The organism is Pseudomonas syringae KCTC 12500, assembly GCF_000507185.2.
In the GTDB taxonomy this organism is placed as follows: domain Bacteria; phylum Pseudomonadota; class Gammaproteobacteria; order Pseudomonadales; family Pseudomonadaceae; genus Aquipseudomonas; species Aquipseudomonas syringae.
Genome location: NZ_AYTM02000002.1, coordinates 2,098,981 through 2,114,584, shown reverse-complemented (window position 1 = coordinate 2,114,584; position 15,604 = coordinate 2,098,981). Strand labels below are relative to the sequence as shown.

At 59.5% G+C, this 15,604-nt stretch carries 13 protein-coding genes; 6 read left to right on the top strand and 7 right to left on the bottom strand.

Going from position 1 to position 15,604, the window contains the following annotated elements; all coding sequences use genetic code 11:
* Positions 1-486: 486 nt before the first annotated feature.
* The 6 genes from V476_RS09760 to V476_RS09735 all read left to right on the top strand — a co-directional run bounded on the left by V476_RS09760 (position 487) and on the right by V476_RS09735 (position 8,630).
* Positions 487-702: a DUF6124 family protein gene (locus tag V476_RS09760; RefSeq protein ID WP_003392450.1), complete on the top strand. Its 216-nt coding sequence runs from the start codon at positions 487-489 to the stop codon at positions 700-702.
* A 110-nt stretch (positions 703-812) separates the two neighbouring features.
* Positions 813-1,760 carry an RHS repeat-associated core domain-containing protein gene (locus tag V476_RS09755; protein WP_024959413.1) on the top strand — a complete coding sequence of 316 codons (948 nt, stop codon included), beginning with the start codon at positions 813-815 and terminating at the stop codon, positions 1,758-1,760.
* A gap of 70 nt (positions 1,761-1,830) precedes the next feature.
* Positions 1,831-2,937: an RHS repeat-associated core domain-containing protein gene (locus tag V476_RS09750; protein ID WP_024959414.1), complete on the top strand. Its 1,107-nt coding sequence runs from the start codon at positions 1,831-1,833 to the stop codon at positions 2,935-2,937.
* Positions 2,938-3,331: 394 nt separating this feature from the next.
* The gene (locus tag V476_RS09745) at positions 3,332-4,450 is read left to right on the top strand and encodes an efflux RND transporter periplasmic adaptor subunit (RefSeq protein ID WP_024959415.1); all 1,119 of its coding nucleotides are present in this window, start codon (positions 3,332-3,334) and stop codon (positions 4,448-4,450) included.
* Positions 4,447-5,532 (top strand): efflux RND transporter periplasmic adaptor subunit, encoded by a 1,086-nt coding sequence (locus V476_RS09740; RefSeq protein ID WP_024959416.1) that lies wholly within the window; start codon positions 4,447-4,449, stop codon positions 5,530-5,532. The genes V476_RS09745 and V476_RS09740 overlap by 4 nt, the downstream gene beginning before the upstream one ends.
* Positions 5,529-8,630 carry an efflux RND transporter permease subunit gene (locus tag V476_RS09735; RefSeq protein ID WP_024959417.1) on the top strand — a complete coding sequence of 1,034 codons (3,102 nt, stop codon included), beginning with the start codon at positions 5,529-5,531 and terminating at the stop codon, positions 8,628-8,630. The genes V476_RS09740 and V476_RS09735 overlap by 4 nt, the downstream gene beginning before the upstream one ends.
* Before the next feature lie 52 nt (positions 8,631-8,682).
* On the opposite strand, the gene V476_RS09730 is transcribed toward V476_RS09735, so the two are convergent.
* The 7 genes from V476_RS09730 to V476_RS09700 all read right to left on the bottom strand — a co-directional run bounded on the left by V476_RS09730 (position 8,683) and on the right by V476_RS09700 (position 15,590).
* Entirely contained in the window at positions 8,683-9,186 is a 504-nt protein-coding gene (locus tag V476_RS09730) for a hypothetical protein (protein ID WP_024693453.1), read from the bottom strand.
* 129 nt (positions 9,187-9,315) lie between these two features.
* Positions 9,316-9,942 carry a class I SAM-dependent methyltransferase gene (locus V476_RS09725; RefSeq protein ID WP_003317298.1) on the bottom strand — a complete coding sequence of 209 codons (627 nt, stop codon included), beginning with the start codon at positions 9,940-9,942 and terminating at the stop codon, positions 9,316-9,318.
* A 56-nt stretch (positions 9,943-9,998) separates the two neighbouring features.
* Entirely contained in the window at positions 9,999-10,643 is a 645-nt protein-coding gene (locus tag V476_RS09720; protein ID WP_003341491.1) for a methionine ABC transporter permease, read from the bottom strand.
* Positions 10,633-11,763: a methionine ABC transporter ATP-binding protein gene (locus V476_RS09715; protein WP_024959418.1), complete on the bottom strand. Its 1,131-nt coding sequence runs from the start codon at positions 11,761-11,763 to the stop codon at positions 10,633-10,635. The genes V476_RS09720 and V476_RS09715 overlap by 11 nt, the downstream gene beginning before the upstream one ends.
* Entirely contained in the window at positions 11,760-12,548 is a 789-nt protein-coding gene (locus V476_RS09710; protein WP_024959419.1) for a MetQ/NlpA family ABC transporter substrate-binding protein, read from the bottom strand. Before V476_RS09710 ends, V476_RS09715 begins: the two co-directional genes overlap by 4 nt.
* 475 nt (positions 12,549-13,023) lie before the next feature.
* Complete coding sequence (locus tag V476_RS09705; protein WP_024960023.1) at positions 13,024-14,385, bottom strand: LLM class flavin-dependent oxidoreductase; 1,362 nt, start codon at positions 14,383-14,385, stop codon at positions 13,024-13,026.
* Positions 14,385-15,590 (bottom strand): SfnB family sulfur acquisition oxidoreductase, encoded by a 1,206-nt coding sequence (locus tag V476_RS09700; protein ID WP_024960024.1) that lies wholly within the window; start codon positions 15,588-15,590, stop codon positions 14,385-14,387. Before V476_RS09700 ends, V476_RS09705 begins: the two co-directional genes overlap by 1 nt.
* Positions 15,591-15,604 lie beyond the last annotated feature (14 nt).

The window sequence follows — 15,604 nt, the reverse complement described above, 5'->3', positions numbered from 1 at the left end:
GCTGCTTGAGGATGACGCGGAGCGTCACGGAGTGCATTCCACTGGAGCGTGAGGAACGATAGGCGATCTCAGGAATGTCATCGTACCCATGCTCCGCGTGGGTATGCATTTCTGGACGCTCTGCGTCCTCTTCTGAAAGATTCAGGTTACTTCCGCTCACGAAAAACCTGTCCTGCAGGACCTTTCCTTCAGTCTTTTCGCTTTCCTGCGTATGACCTTTCCTAGAAAATCCCGGGCCCTTGTGCCTGCCAACTCTGCACACTAGGCTGCGTCGGTCGCTGATTTTTTCAGCGACCGGGTTTAGCAGCCTGTTTGTGGATAACAAGTGGCGCAAGTGCCGTTTATGGCGGCTTTGCGTGGGGCACCTTCGGGTGCGCCGGTTGCTTGCGCTTGTTCCACACCGGTCTGCTAACCCGCGTCAAAGTCGCCACCCTTGTTTGTTTAGCAGCAGGCATCTGGTGGTCTTGTCAGCTAAAGGAATAAGCGATGATCAACTCAACCCCATCCCCGCCGCTCCCCAACTCTCTGGAAGACTCTCTGATGCAGGTCAGCGACATACTGCGCTGTGCCTCGGCCACCGCGTATGAAACCGGTGATAACCTCGATGGCCTGAAACGTGATCTGGCGTTCTCGGTGGTGCATCTGATCAATATGGCCAAGGCCGAGCTGGAGCGCTCGCTGGAATGCGTTCAGAACCCCTGACAATAATGATGAAACCTAGCAGTTCTACGAGTAGCCGCTGCGGTCCCTGCGGTGCATTGTTTGCTTGAAGAGGCCTGCCTCGCTGATCAAGACCACTCCGGTCACTCGCCATGCGCCAGCCAACCACATTGTGCCATTACCGCTACGACGCGCTTGACCGGCTCGCGGCTCGCACGCCTGCGATAGGAACCATTGCCCGTTCGTTCTATCAGTCCGACACGCTGGTCAGCGAGGTTCAGGGGGCGGAACACCTTCGTTTCCTGCATCGCGACCGTCAGTTGCTGGCCATGCAGTCAGCGCTCGCCACGTTGTTGATCGGCTCGGACCAACAGCACAGCGTGCTCCACACCGTATCGGCCGGATTGCCTGGCCCTATCGCCTACACCCCCTACGGGCATCGGCAAGCATTAAACCAGTTGCCAGGCTTCAACGGTGAGCGACCCGATCCGTTGACCGGTCATTATCTGCTGGGCAATGGTTATCGCGCCTACAACCCGGCACTGATGCGTTTCAACAGTCCGGACAGTATGAGTCCGTTTGGCAAGGGTGGTATGAATGCGTATGCGTACTGCGCGGGGGACCCGGTTAATCGGTTTGATCCGACCGGGCATGAGGTGGATGTTGGTCAGGTACTTTCATTTGTCTGGATAGGGCTCGGCTTGTTCGGTGCTTTCGTGGGTGTAAAGACGGCTGTTCCTGCGATAAAGGCTATCGCCAAGGGCGGCGAACCCTTATCAACGAAACTGATAGCGGCTTCAGCAGTCGGCCAGCTTGCAGCCAGCAGCGTGTTTACAGTAAGCCGGGTAATCAATGCGGTCGATCCTGACGCTCCTGCTGCGAATATTTTGCTCGCGACGGCAATAGGCATGTTGACTCCAGTGCTCGCCATTCGGATAGTCAGCCCACGCATCAGGCGTTGGGAGGGTACAGGGACAAATATAAAGCTGGTTACGCAAAAGCGTTCAAGCAGTGAAGTTGTTACTACCGCTAAACGCATTCGAAGAACAGCCGTCGGGGGTGATCAGCCAGACGATGCTGATACAGCTATGATGTATTGATATGTTTATCTGTACATGATTTCTATGGTCTGATTCACCCGAGTGCTTACTCCATCATCAAGGATCGATCATGGCTATTCTCTGCAAGTACACCTACGACCCGCTGGACCGCGTGTCCACATTGACTCCGCTGGCTCAGGCCGTTTCCAACCGGTTCTATAACGGCGGGCAACTGATGTCTGAGTTGCAGGGCGGCAGGCAACGAACCTGTATCCGTGCAGGCGGCCAGTTGCTTGCGCAACAGAGTCGCGAGGGCGATGAGGTCGTGACAACAATGATTGCCGGCGACCGCAGCAATAGCGTTCTGCACGTGAGCGAAGACGGGAGACCGGTTGATATCGCCTATACGCCGTTCGGGCATCATCAAGCCGGGCAGGCTATTGCAGATCTGCCCGGTTTCAACGGCGAGCAGCCTGATCCAGTCACTGGCCACTACCTGCTCGGCAACGGCTATCGCGCCTACAATCCTGTGCTGATGCGTTTTAACAGCCCGGACAGCCTGAGTCCGTTTGGCAAGGGCGGGTTGAATGCGTACGCGTATTGTGTGGGCGATCCGGTTAACCGGGTTGATCCGACGGGGCATTTCTCGGCGTTGGCTGCTTTGATATCAGGCATTGTACTTAGTGGTGCTGGAGCAGGCGCAATAGCAACGGCTGCCGGGCTCAAAGATTCGAACAGCGCGCTCGGTACCACGCTCACCGTCATTGGGAGCATTTCTTTGATGGTCGGCTTGGGGGCATTTGCTACGACGGGCTTCAAGTTAAAACAAGTCAGAGCCAAGATTAAAAAAGTCAATAATGATAAAAGTACGCTTGAAAAGCTGTTAGCTGGGTCGCGAACCGCTAGAGCGCAATCAAACGCTGGCCACAAGGAAATGATTAATAAATTGAAGCAGGAGTTAGGCGTGTATAAGAGCGTGAGGGGGGATGGCCGAGGTGTGGAAAATATCGTTCATCAAATTAACGGCTCGGAGATATTGCAGCTTGATAAGAAAATTTATTATGCGGAAAGTTCACTTTCTGCTGGGGATAGTCTCATGCTGCGCAATAAATACTTTAATGATAATCTGATAAAGGGTGTTATGAAAACGGATGGCGGTATGTTGGAAATGTCCCGTATTCGTGGGGGTGATGTATACGATAGCCAAATTTATAATATTGAGAGATTAAAAAAATAGGGTATTGATGGGGGCTACACAAAAAGCTGATATGCTCACTGTTAATACCGTTCTTGGGAATTGAGCCTGCCTGTATATAAACTAAATCATATCGGTTTGCTTTACCCAATATCGTGCGCTAGCCGGGAACAAGGGCACAGGTTCTCGGTAATGCGTCGGGTGTCGGTCAGCTTTCGTAGACAAGCCCACCCTCATGGCAATGTTGCCGGGCCTATACCTGCAATTTTTGAATCAGCTTCCAAAGACCTGCCTGGTTTATTTCAAGGCAGGTCCTCTTTTCAAACTCCTGCAAATAGCGCCTCCAATGAACCCTCCCTCTCGCATACAGTCGCATACTCACGCTATTCTCTCGCCCTGATCACGCCCGCATCCGGCAGTTGCACAAGGAGTCTGCATGCCCGTTCGACTTTCAAGACTGGTTACGTTCGTTCTGGCCGCTGCATTGGCGTTACTGGCCGGTTGTGGCGAAGAAAAGCCTGCCGCGCCCGAGCTGCCCAGGGTTTACGTGCAAACGGTAAAAAGCGCCGACTTTGCTGCCAGCGTTGCGCTGACCGGCGATGTTCAGGCGCGCGTGCAGACCCGCCTTTCATTCCGGGTCAATGGCAAGATCATTCAGCGCAATGTGGATGTGGGTGACCGGGTAACTGCGCGGCAAGTGCTGGCCCGGCTCGATCCGAAGGATCTGCAGACCAATGTCGATTCGGCCGCTGCTGCTGTGGCTGCCGAGCAGGCCCGCGTGAATCAGGCCAGCGCTGCGTTCGTCCGACAACAAAAGTTGTTGCCCAAGGGTTATACCAGCCGCAGCGAATATGACTCTGCGCAGGCTGCCTTGCGCGGCAGCGAAAGCTCGTTGAAGGCGGCGCAGGCGCAATTGGCCAATGCCCGTGAACAACTGGGTTATACCGCGCTGGTCGCCGATGCGCCGGGTGTGATCACCGCGCGTCAGGCTGAGGTCGGGCAAGTGGTGCAGGCCACCATGCCGATTTTCGATCTGGCGCGCGACGGTGCTCGCGATGCCGTGTTCAATGTCTACGAGTCGCTGTTCGTCAAGCCGCCGACCAATCAGGCTGTGCAGGTCACGTTACTCGATAACCCGAACATCAAGGTCAGCGGCAAAGTGCGCGAAGTGACCCCGGCGGTGTCGGCGCAAACCGGCACCTTGCAGATCAAGATCGCTCTGGACCCGCTGCCTGAAGGCATGGACCTGGGTTCGGTGGTCAGTGTGGCGCTCAGTGCGCCGGCCAATGCCAGTGTCGAGTTGCCTTGGGCGGCGCTGACCAAGGACCTCGGCGAACAGTTGGGCAAGCCTGCCGTGTGGGTGGTGGACGAGCAGGGCAAGGTCAATTTGCGCAAGGTCACCGTCACCCGTTACCTGACCGCCAAAGTCATCATTGGCGACGGACTCAAGAGTGGAGAGAAAGTCGTGGTGGCAGGCGGACAGTTGTTACACCCGGACATGCAGGTCGAAATTGCCGAACAGCCCAAGCAACCGAACGCACAGGTGCAGCCATGAAGCGTCTGTCATGCCTGCCGCTGGGCGGCCTGCTGTTGAGCGGTTTTCTATTGAGCGGCTGTGGCAAGGATGAAACACCTCCCGAGCCGGTGCGCCCCGTCGTCTTCGTCGAAGCAAAGCCTGAGTCGAATCAGGATTTCGGGCGCTTTGCCGGCAATATCCAGGCGCGTTATCAAAGTGTGCTGGGCTTTCGGGTGGCGGGTCGCATCGCCCGGCGCGACGTTGACGTAGGCGCTGAAGTCAAGAAAGGCGATTTGCTGGCAACCCTCGATCCGACCGATCAGCAGAACGCCGTGCGTGCCCGGCAGGGCGACCTGGCCAATGTGCAGGCGCAGTTCATCAACGCCCAGGCCAATGCTCGCCGCCAGCAGGAGCTGTTCGATCGCGGTGTCGGCGCCCAGGCGCAACTGGACATCGCCCTGACCGATCTGAAGACCGCCAGCTCGTCGCAGGAACAGGCCAAGGCCGCGGCTCAACAGGCCCGCGATCAATTGAGTTACAGCGAGCTGCGCAGTGATCACGACGCCGTGGTCACCGAATGGAAGGTCGAAGCCGGGCAGGTGGTGACAGCCGGTCAGGAAGTCGTGACCCTGGCGCGGCCGGACATCAAGGAAGCGGTGATCGACCTGCCCGATACACTGGCCGATCAGTTACCGTCCGACGTGGTATTCACCGTCGCCAGTCAGCTGAATCCGGAAGTGAACACCACTGCCACCATTCGCGAAATCGAACCCCAGGCCGACCGCACCACACGTACGCGCCGTGCGCGTCTGTCGCTGGCGCAAACGCCAGCGGCGTTCAGGCTTGGCACGGCCATCAGTGTGACGCTCAGCTCGACCATCACGCCGCGCATGCGTCTGCCGATCAATGCCCTGCAGGAAGTCGATGGCAAACGCCAGGTCTGGATCGTCGACTCGCAGAGCCAGACGGTGAACCCCAGAGCGGTGACTATTGCCAGCCGTGACAGCGACTCCTTCGTGCTGACCGATGGCGTCAAAGCAGGTGAAAAAGTGGTGAGCGCGGGCGTCAACAGTCTCAAGCCGGGCCAGAAAGTCAAAGTCGATGAGGAAAGCCCGCGATGAAAGGGAATTTCAATTTATCCGAGTGGGCCATCAAGCATCAGTCGTTCGTCTGGTACCTGATGTTCGTCGCGCTGTTGATGGGCGTGTTTTCCTACATGAAGCTGGGGCGCGAGGAAGACCCGTCCTTCACCATCAAGACCATGATTATCCAGACCCGCTGGCCGGGCGCGACGGTGGACGAGACCCTCGAGCAGGTCACCGACCGCATCGAGAAGAAGCTCGAAGAGCTGGACTCGCTGGACTACGTGAAGAGCTATACCCGACCGGGTGAGTCCACGGTTTTCGTGTACTTGCGTGATACGACCAATGCCAAGGCGATACCGGAAATCTGGTATCAGGTGCGCAAGAAAGTCGATGACATCCGTGGCCAGTTTCCGCAGGGGCTGCAAGGCCCGTCGTTCAACGACGAGTTCGGTGATGTGTACGGCTCGATCTATGCGTTTACCGCAGACGGTTTCTCGATGCGTCAGTTACGTGACTACGTCGAGAAGGTTCGCGCCGACATCCGTGACGTGCCCGGCCTTGGCAAAGTCGAGATGATCGGTCAGCAGGACGAAGTGGTGTACCTGAACTTCTCGACACGCAAACTCGTGGCACTGGGCATTGACCAGAGCCAGGTGGTGCAAAGCCTGCAATCGCAGAACGCGGTGACACCTGCCGGGGTGATCGAAGCCGGGCCGGAGCGGATTTCGGTGCGTACCTCCGGGCAGTTTGCTTCCGAGAAGGATCTGGCTGCCGTCAATCTGCGCATCAATGACCGTTTTTACCGTCTGAGCGACATTGCTGACATCACCCGTGGCTACACCGATCCGCCCAAGCCGCTGTTCCGCTTCGATGGCAAACCGGCGATCGGCCTGGCCATCGCGATGCAGAAGGGCGGCAACATCCAGTCGTTCGGCAAGGCGCTGCATGAGCGTATGGACGCTACAACGGCGGAGCTGCCAGTCGGCATTGGCGTGCACAAGGTATCGGATCAGGCCGAGGTGGTGAACAAGGCCGTGGGCGGCTTCACCAGCGCGTTGTTCGAGGCGGTGATTATCGTGCTGTTGGTCAGCTTCGTCAGCCTTGGGTTTCGCGCAGGGTTGGTGGTCGCGTGTTCGATTCCGCTGGTACTGGCGATGGTGTTTGTATTCATGGAATACAGCGGCATTACCATGCAACGGATTTCCCTCGGCGCGCTGATCATCGCCCTCGGCCTGCTGGTGGATGACGCCATGATTACCGTGGAAATGATGGTCACACGGCTGGAAATGGGTGAATCCAAGGAGCAGGCGGCCACGTACGCCTACACCTCGACAGCGTTCCCGATGCTCACCGGTACGCTGGTGACCGTGGCCGGCTTTGTGCCGATCGGTTTGAACAACAGCTCGGCGGGGGAATACACGTTCACGCTGTTTGCTGTCATCGCCGTGGCGATGCTGGTGTCGTGGGTGGTTGCCGTTCTGTTTGCGCCGGTGATCGGCGTGCACATTCTGAGCGCCAACATCAAGCCCAAATCCGAAGAGCCGGGTCGCATAGGCCGGGCATTCAACGGCAGCATGCTCTGGGCCATGCGTCATCGGTGGCTGGCGATTGCCATCACGGTTGGGTTGTTCGCCGCGTCGCTGTTCTCCATGCAGTTCGTGCAGAACCAGTTCTTCCCGTCTTCGGACCGCCCGGAAATTCTGGTCGACCTGAACCTGCCGCAGAGCGCCTCGATCAACGAAACGCGCAAGGTGGTTGATCGTTTTGAAGCGAGCCTCAAGGACGACCCGGACATCGAGCGCTGGAGCACCTACATTGGCCAAGGCGCGTTGCGTTTCTACCTGCCACTCGATCAGCAACTGGAAAATCCGTTCTACGCCCAGCTGGTCATTGTCAGCAAAGGCCTGGAAGAGCGTGGCGCGTTGACTGCCCGTCTGCAAAAACGCCTGCGTGATGACTTCGTCGGCATCGGGTCGTATGTACAGGCGCTGGAAATGGGCCCGCCGGTGGGTCGTCCGTTGCAGTATCGCGTCAGCGGCGAGAACATCGACAAGGTGCGTCAGCACGCCATCGAGCTGGCCACGCTGCTCGACCACAACCCGCATGTGGGCGAAGTGATCTACGACTGGAACGAGCCGGGCAAGGTCCTGCGCATCGACATCAATCAGGACAAGGCCCGGCAGTTGGGGCTGTCGTCGGAAGACGTCGCCAAGCTGATGAACAGCGTGGTCAGTGGTTCTACCGTGACTCAGGTGCGCGATGATATCTATCTGATCAATGTGGTCGGGCGTGCCGAAGATGCCGAGCGCGGCACACCGGAAACCCTGCAGAACCTGCAAATCGTGACACCGACCGGCACGTCGATCCCGCTGCTGGCGTTTGCCACGGTCGGTTACGAGCTGGAGCAGCCATTGGTCTGGCGCCGCGATCGCAAGCCGACCATCACCGTGAAAGGCGCCGTCCGCGACGCGATTCAGCCAACTGATCTGGTCAAACAGCTGCAACCGGAAATCAACAAGTTTGCCGCAGGCCTGCCGGTCGGCTACAAGGTGGCAACCGGCGGTACGGTCGAAGAAAGCAGCAAGGCACAGGGGCCGATTGCCAGCGTTGCGCCGCTGATGTTGTTTCTCATGGCGACGTTCCTGATGATTCAGTTGCACAGCATTCAGAAGATGTTCCTGGTAGCCAGTGTGGCGCCTCTGGGGCTTATCGGTGTGGTGCTGGCGCTGATCCCGACGGGGACGCCACTGGGGTTCGTGGCGATTCTCGGGGTGCTGGCGCTGATCGGCATCATCATCCGCAACTCGGTGATTCTGGTGACCCAGATCGATGCCTATGAAAAAAGCGGTTATCTGCCGTGGGACGCCGTGGTCGAAGCCACCGAGCATCGTCGTCGTCCGATCCTGTTGACGGCGGCAGCGGCCAGCCTGGGCATGATTCCAATCGCCCGGGAGGTGTTCTGGGGGCCGATGGCCTACGCCATGATCGGCGGCATCATCATCGCCACGCTGCTGACCTTGCTGTTCCTGCCCGCGTTGTATGTGGCCTGGTATCGCATCAAGGAACCGACCGACGAACAGCGTCGCGAAGCGGCTGACAAGGATGACGGGGAGCACGCGCAGCCGGCGCATTGAGGTCGGCGTGCCCTGCCGCTTGTGATCAGGAGGTAGGGTGCTTACGTGGCTATCAATCTTGCTCGCCATCGTCCTCGCCATCTACCTCGGCAAGGGACAGACTGAGGTTAGCGAACCGTACAGGGCCGTACAGCGGGACCAGCAATGAGTTTGAGAACGAGAAGCGAGACGTGTCAGAAGGCGCCGATAGATTTACGAAGCATTTTTCAAGCTCTTCTCCGAACGGAATGTCGCCTGAAAAATGTTCCCATTCCTGAGTGGCGAGGCCTATGACCGGTGTGAGATTCAGCGCGCCCTCTGAATTGTAGCCACCCACAGCTATCACAAAGAGCACCTTGTCAATGTCCAGGTCTGCGCTAAGCATATCGAACTCTATATGCAGGGTAGGAGCGGGCAGTTGAGCGATGAACTGACTTACGGTCACTCCAGTATTCAGTTTGATGCTCTGACCCTTGCCTCCGGGCGAAGGCTCGAACTCAGGATCGAAGCCCTCCGGCGCTGCCCAGTACTTGAGATCGTCGATGAAATTGCCGTTTTTCAAGAATTCGGTCGCCATGATCAGTTCCTTTGATCGGTTCAGATGGATTCCATTGCCAGCTGCCTGCGCAGATGGCCGCAAGTCCATCCTAAGGCGCGCGAGCTCCTCGGCGATACTGTCAGAAGTAGCAGTTCACAGCGCCGCACATCACTGACGCCGCCAGACACTCGCCAACCACGGCTGCTGTTCCCTCGGCAAGCCGGCGGGGCGGTAGTAATGCTCCAGTTCGACAAAACCGGCTTCGGTCAGCAATTCGCGCCATGATTCCAGGTCGTGATAAGCGCCGTAACGCTCGCCGTTCCAGCCTTCCTGATTCTCACCGCGCGGGTTGGAGCTGAACAGTACACCGCCCGGTTTGAGCGTGGCATGCAGCTGACGCAGGACGCGCGGCAGCTCCTGTTTGGGGATGTGGAACAGCACCGCGTTGGCGAAGAGGCCATCGAAGCGGCCGTGCGGCAGGTCGAGTTCGAGGAAGTTCTGCTGCAGCACTTCGCAACCGGTCTCGGCACGGGCCATCTCGGCGAAACGTTCGGAGCCGTCGAGTCCGACCGCCACATGGCCCATCGCGGTAAACGCTTTCAGGTCGCGGCCCGGCCCGCAGCCAAAGTCGAGAATCTGCCAGGGTGCCGGCCCTTCGATATGCCGCAGCAGGGCGTCGATATTCTGGCTGACGTCGTGGTCGCGGGTGCCTTCGCGGAAGTCGTCGGCCACGCTGTTGTAATTGCCGAGGGTCGCGGCGGTGATCTGCGCAAGGGTCTGTGGGTCGAGTTTCATCAAGGGCGGTCCGGTAAAGGAAGACCGCCAATATACCCTCGCTGCGTTGCGGCTGTTTAGCGCCTGTCGAAGCTGCGTGCCAATCGGTCGCCGCCCAGTTGCACCAGCGCTACGACCGCAACCAGCAAGACGATCACTGTCAGCATCACCTGCGTGTCGAAGCGTTGATAGCCATAGCGATAGGCAATATCGCCCAATCCGCCTGCACCGATGGCACCGGCCATGGCCGATGAGTTGATCATGGTCACCAGGGTAATGGTGAAGCCACCGACGATACCGGGGCGCGCTTCCGGCAGCAGCACATGCCAGATGATGTGCCAGCGCCGACAGCCCATCGCCTGCGCGGCCTCGACCAAACCATGATCGACCTCGCGCAGGCTCACTTCGGCGATCCGCGCAAAGAACGGCGTGGCGGCAATGGTCAGCGGCACGACGGCTGCCCATACGCCATAAGTGGTACCGACGATCATCCGCGTGAACGGAATCAGCGCGACCATCAGGATCAGAAACGGAATCGAGCGAAACAGGTTCACGAAGCCGCCCAGCACCCGGTTGATCCCCGGTGCTTCGTAGATGCCGCCTTTGGAGCTGGTCACTAGGATCACTGCCAGCGGAATGCCCAGCAGCAGTGCGATCAATGACGACACACCGACCATCAGAAATGTGTCGAGGGTGCCTTGCAGCAAGCGATCAACCCACATAACCCAATACCTCCGCGCGTGGCGCCAGTGTGCGGGCGCGTGCCAGTAGCTCGTCCCGGCTGTGCGGCGAGCCGGCAACCGACAGAATGAGATGCCCGATGGCCCGCTCCTGAATCCGCTCGACGCCGCCCTGCAGCAATTGCACCTTGCCGCCCAGCGCGGCAAACAGCGCGGCCAGATCCGGCCCTTCGTCACTGACACCGGTAAAATGCACGTCCAGCAGCAGGGCCGCATCGGGTCGTTGCGGCTGATCGCTCAGGCGCTCGGCCCACTCTTTCGGCAGCCCGGTTTGCAGGGGCGCCAGCAAGGTTTTGCTGACCTCGTGCTGCGGGTCGCCAAACACCTGCCATACCGGCCCCTGCTCGACGATTCGCCCCTGTTCCAGCACCACGACGCGGTGGCAGATATCACGGATCACCGCCATTTCATGGGTGATCAGCACGATGGTCAGGCCCAGGCGCTGGTTGATCTCGCGCAGCAGGCCGAGGATCGACTGGGTGGTTTCCGGGTCCAGCGCCGAAGTGGCTTCGTCGCACAACAGTATCGCCGGGTCGTGCACCAGCGCGCGGGCGATGCCGACACGCTGTTTCTGCCCGCCGGACAGTTGCGCGGGGTACGCCTTGTGCTTGTCCTGCAAACCCACCAGTTCCAGCAACTGGGCGACCTTGCGCGCGCGTTGCGCCTTGGGCACGCCGGCGACCTTGAGCGGCAGTTCGACGTTCTGCCAGACGGTCTTGGCCGACATCAGGTTGAAGTGCTGGAAGATCATGCCGATGCGTCGGCGCAGCTCCACCAGCTTGTTTTCGTCGAACTCGCCGATGTCCACCTGATCGATCAGTACGCGACCGCTGCTCGGTTGTTCAAGGCGGTTGATGGTGCGGATCAACGAGGATTTGCCTGCGCCGCTGCGGCCGATGATGCCGAAGATCTCGCCGCGCTGGACGGCCAGGTCGATATTGCCCAGCGCCTCCACCGGGCCTTGCTTGCCGTGATAGGTCTTGCCCAGGTTGATGAAGCGCACATGCGCGCGATTCAGCTCCGGATGCAGCTCGGCCTGCTGTGCACGTTGACCTGCGCCTGCTGTGTCGAGTGGCCGTTGGCGTTGCGCGGTCGCGGTCATTCTTTCCACCCGGCCTGGTAAAGCTTGCCGTTGACCTTGTCCAGTGAGGCGCGGACGACCGGCGAGTGCTGGTAAATGTCGACGAATTTCGCCAGCCGCGGGTCATCCTTGTGATCAGGCTTGATGACGAACTGAATCACGTATTCCGGGTGGTCCAGACCGTCGAAGAGGATCGCCGAGTCGGCGGGAAAGGTCTTGGCCAGACGGATGTAGGCGGGGTAGCCCTGCACCAGATCGGCATCGTCGTAGGCTCGCACCAGTTGCACGGCTTCGACCTGGATGAGCTTGAGTTTTTTCGGGTTGGCCGTGATGTCTTCTTCGGTGGCCTTGTAACCAACACCTTCCTTGAGCGTGATCAGCCCTGCCTTGGCCAGCAGTTGCAGGCCGCGTCCGCTATTGATCGGGTCATTGGCGATGGCCACTGTGGCGCCGGTCGGCAGATCATCGAAGCTTTTGTACTTTTTCGAGTACAGGCCTACGTTGTTGATGATCCCCGGTGCGTAAGGCACCAGACCGAAGCCGGCGGCGTCGTTGGCGTTGGTCAGGAACGGGATGTGCTGAAAGTAGTTCACGTCGATATCGCCGGCAGCGAGGCTGACATTGGGCGCGATCCAGTCGGTGAACTCGACCAGCTCGACCTTCAGGCCCTGCTTGCCAGCCTCTTCGACAGCGGCTTCGAGCGGTATGGCGAAGGCTGCCGTGGTCCCGACTTTCAGGGGTTTATCGTCGGCGTAAGCGGTCAGGGTCAACAGACCGAGGGCCAGTGCAGCGAGGGTTTTGCTCATGATGCGGTCCTTTTAAAAATCCCTAAGTCTCGTCCCCACGCCTTGTGCTTATTGCTCCCACAAGACCTGTGTACAACGCCAAGCGCTTCAGCGTGGGGGCGCATGTCGTCATCAAATACGGCGGCGTGCCGTCCCCGGCAGCGCCTCGGTCCTGTGGGAGCGAGCTTGCTCGCGAATAGGCCAGTGCAGACACAAAAAACAGGGCGTCTGGACAATCGCTTTCGCGAGCAAGCTCGCTCCCACAAAAACCTGTGTACAACGCCAAGCGCTTCAGCGTGGGGGCGCATGTCGTCATCAAATACGGCGGTGTGCCGTCCCCGGCAGCGCCTCGGTCCTGTGGGAGCGAGCTTGCTCGCGAAGAGGCCAGTGCAGACACAAAAAAACAGGGCGTCTGGACAATCGCTTTCGCGAGCAAGCTCGCTCCCACAAAAACCTGTGTACAACGCCAAGCGCTTCAGTGTTGGGGCGCATGTCTTCAGCAAATATGTCGGTGTGCCGCCCCCGCATGCCGTTCCGGTAAACGGTCGGTGCCTTGCGGAAACAGTTTTTTGCGCAAGCTGCCGTCCTGGTAAGCGGTCTTGTATGAGCCCCGGCGTTGCAGCTCCGGGATCACCAGGTCAATGAAATCCTCGTAACTTTCCGGGGTGACGATGCGGGTCAGGTTGAAGCCGTCCAGGCCGGTTTCGTCGATCCAGGATTCCAGTTCGTCGGCGACCTGTTCGGGCGAGCCGATCAAGGTGATGTAACGGCCGCCCAAGGCGTGCTGGTCGAGCAGTTTCTGGCGCGTCCAGTCGTTGTTTTTCAGGTTTTTGGTCGCGGACTGAATCGCGTTGTTTTTCACGTACTGAATGGGTTCGTCCAGTTCGTATCGGGAAAAATCGATGCCTGTAGACGCAGCGAAGTGCGCCACGCCGGCTTCGGCGCTGGCATGGCGGCGGTATTCGGCGTGTTTCTCCCGAGCCAGTGCTTCGGTGGCCGCGACGATCACGTTCAGGCCCATGAACACCTTGATGTCCTCCGGATTGCGCCCGGCCTGCACGGCACTGGCGCGCACCTTGTCGACCTGCTCGCGGGTCGCTGCCTTGTTCTGCCCGCTGATGAACACGCATTCGGCGTTCTGTCCGGCAAACTGCAGGCCGCGCTCCGAACTGCCGGCCTGAAACAGCACCGGCGTGCGTTGCGGCGACGGCTCGCAGAGGTGATAACCCTCGACCTGATAGAACTCGCCCTGATGCCTGACCTTGTGGACCTTGCCCGGCTGGGCGTAGACGCGCTGTTCGCGGTCGTTGATCACGGCATCGTCTTCCCAACTGCCTTCCCAGAGCTTGTACAGCACCTCCAGGTACTCGTCGGCCTGATCGTAACGGCGGTCATGTTCGTTCTGCTCGCTGAGGCCCATGGCCCGCGCCGCGCTGTCGAGGTAGCCGGTGACGATGTTCCAGCCCACCCGGCCACGGCTCAGGTGATCCAGCGTCGACATGCGCCTGGCAAACAGATAGGGCGCGTCGTAGGTCAGGTTGGCGGTCAGGCCGAAGCCCAGATGTCTGGTGACCCCGGCCATGGCCGAGACCAGCAGCAGCGGATCGTTGACCGGCAACTGGATCGCCTCCTTGAGGGTGACGTCCACCGAGTTCTGATAGACGTCATACACGCCCACGATGTCGGCGATGAACAGGCCGTCGAACAGTCCGCGTTCCAGCAGTTTCGCCAGGTCAGTCCAGTATTCCAGGCTGTTGAATTGCGTCGAGGTGTCCCGTGGATGGGTCCACAGGCCATGGTTGATATGGCCGATGCAGCTCATGTTGAACGCGTTGAGGAGGATCTTTTTACGCGCCATCAGATCGTCCCTCGCAAGGGAGGATTAGTGTCGTTGAGGTAGTAATTGCCGATGGCATGAAACTTCCAGCGTACCGGGTCGTGCAGCGTATGAACGCGCGCATTGCGCCAGTGGCGATCCAGGCCGTGTTCGGCCAGTGTGGATTGACTACCCGCCAGTTCGAACAGCGTGCTGCCGGCTGCCAGGGAAATCTCCGTACTGATGGCGCGCGCTTCGGCCACGGCGATCGACGCAGCGGCGACATTCTCGGCATTGCTGTCGGCCTGAGCGACATCCAGAAACTCACCAGCGCGCTCAAGCAGTGCTTCGGCGGCATGCAGGCGAATACCCAGCTTGCCGAAGCTGTGCAGCGTCAACGGGTCGTCCACAGCCTTTTCGATACCCGAATCGATCCATGGCCGGGTACGCGTCTGCACGAACGCCAGGGCGTCCTCGAAGGCAGCACGGGCAATACCGGTGTCGATCGCGGCGTGGAGAATCTGCGCCAGCGGCCCGACCGTGGTGGGGCGCTGGAAGGCGCTCTGGAACGGCACGACATCGCGGGCGCTGACATGCACATTGTCGAACACCACCGAGCCACTGCCCGTGGTGCGCTGCCCGAAACCGCTCCAGTCATCGATGACACTGAGACCCTCGCTGTCGTGCGGCACGAACACCAGTTGCTGCACACCCTCGTCGTCAACGACCGAGGTGGGAATACGTTGCGCATACAGCGCGCCGGTGGCGTAGAACTTGCGGCCGTTGATGCGATAACCGTCCCCGTCGCGGCTCAGGCGAGTGGTGCGGTCATGTGCGGTTCTGGTCCCCAGTTCGGCCAGCGCATTGCCGAAGCGTACGCCTGCCAGTGCCTCGGCGTACAAGCGCGCCTGCTGTTCCGGACTGCCGTTCACACGCAGCACTTCCAGAGCGTAAAAATGGTTTTGTGGAATCTGGCCCAGCGAGCCATCGGCTTCGGAAATCAGCTGGATCACCTTGGCCAGGGTGATGTTGGAAACACCCGCGCCGCCAAAGGCTTGCGGCACACTGATGCCCCACAGACCGGACTGGCTGAACAGCTCGAGTTCGGCATGCGGCAAACGGCGCTCGCGATCGCGATGTGCGCTGTCGGTTTTCAATTGCAGGGCCAGTTCGCGGGCTATATGCAGGGCCTGAGCGTCACTGGTGATCAGCGCTGCGTTATCGCGCGCTTTTGGGTTGGAACTCATGAAGGGTGTTCTCC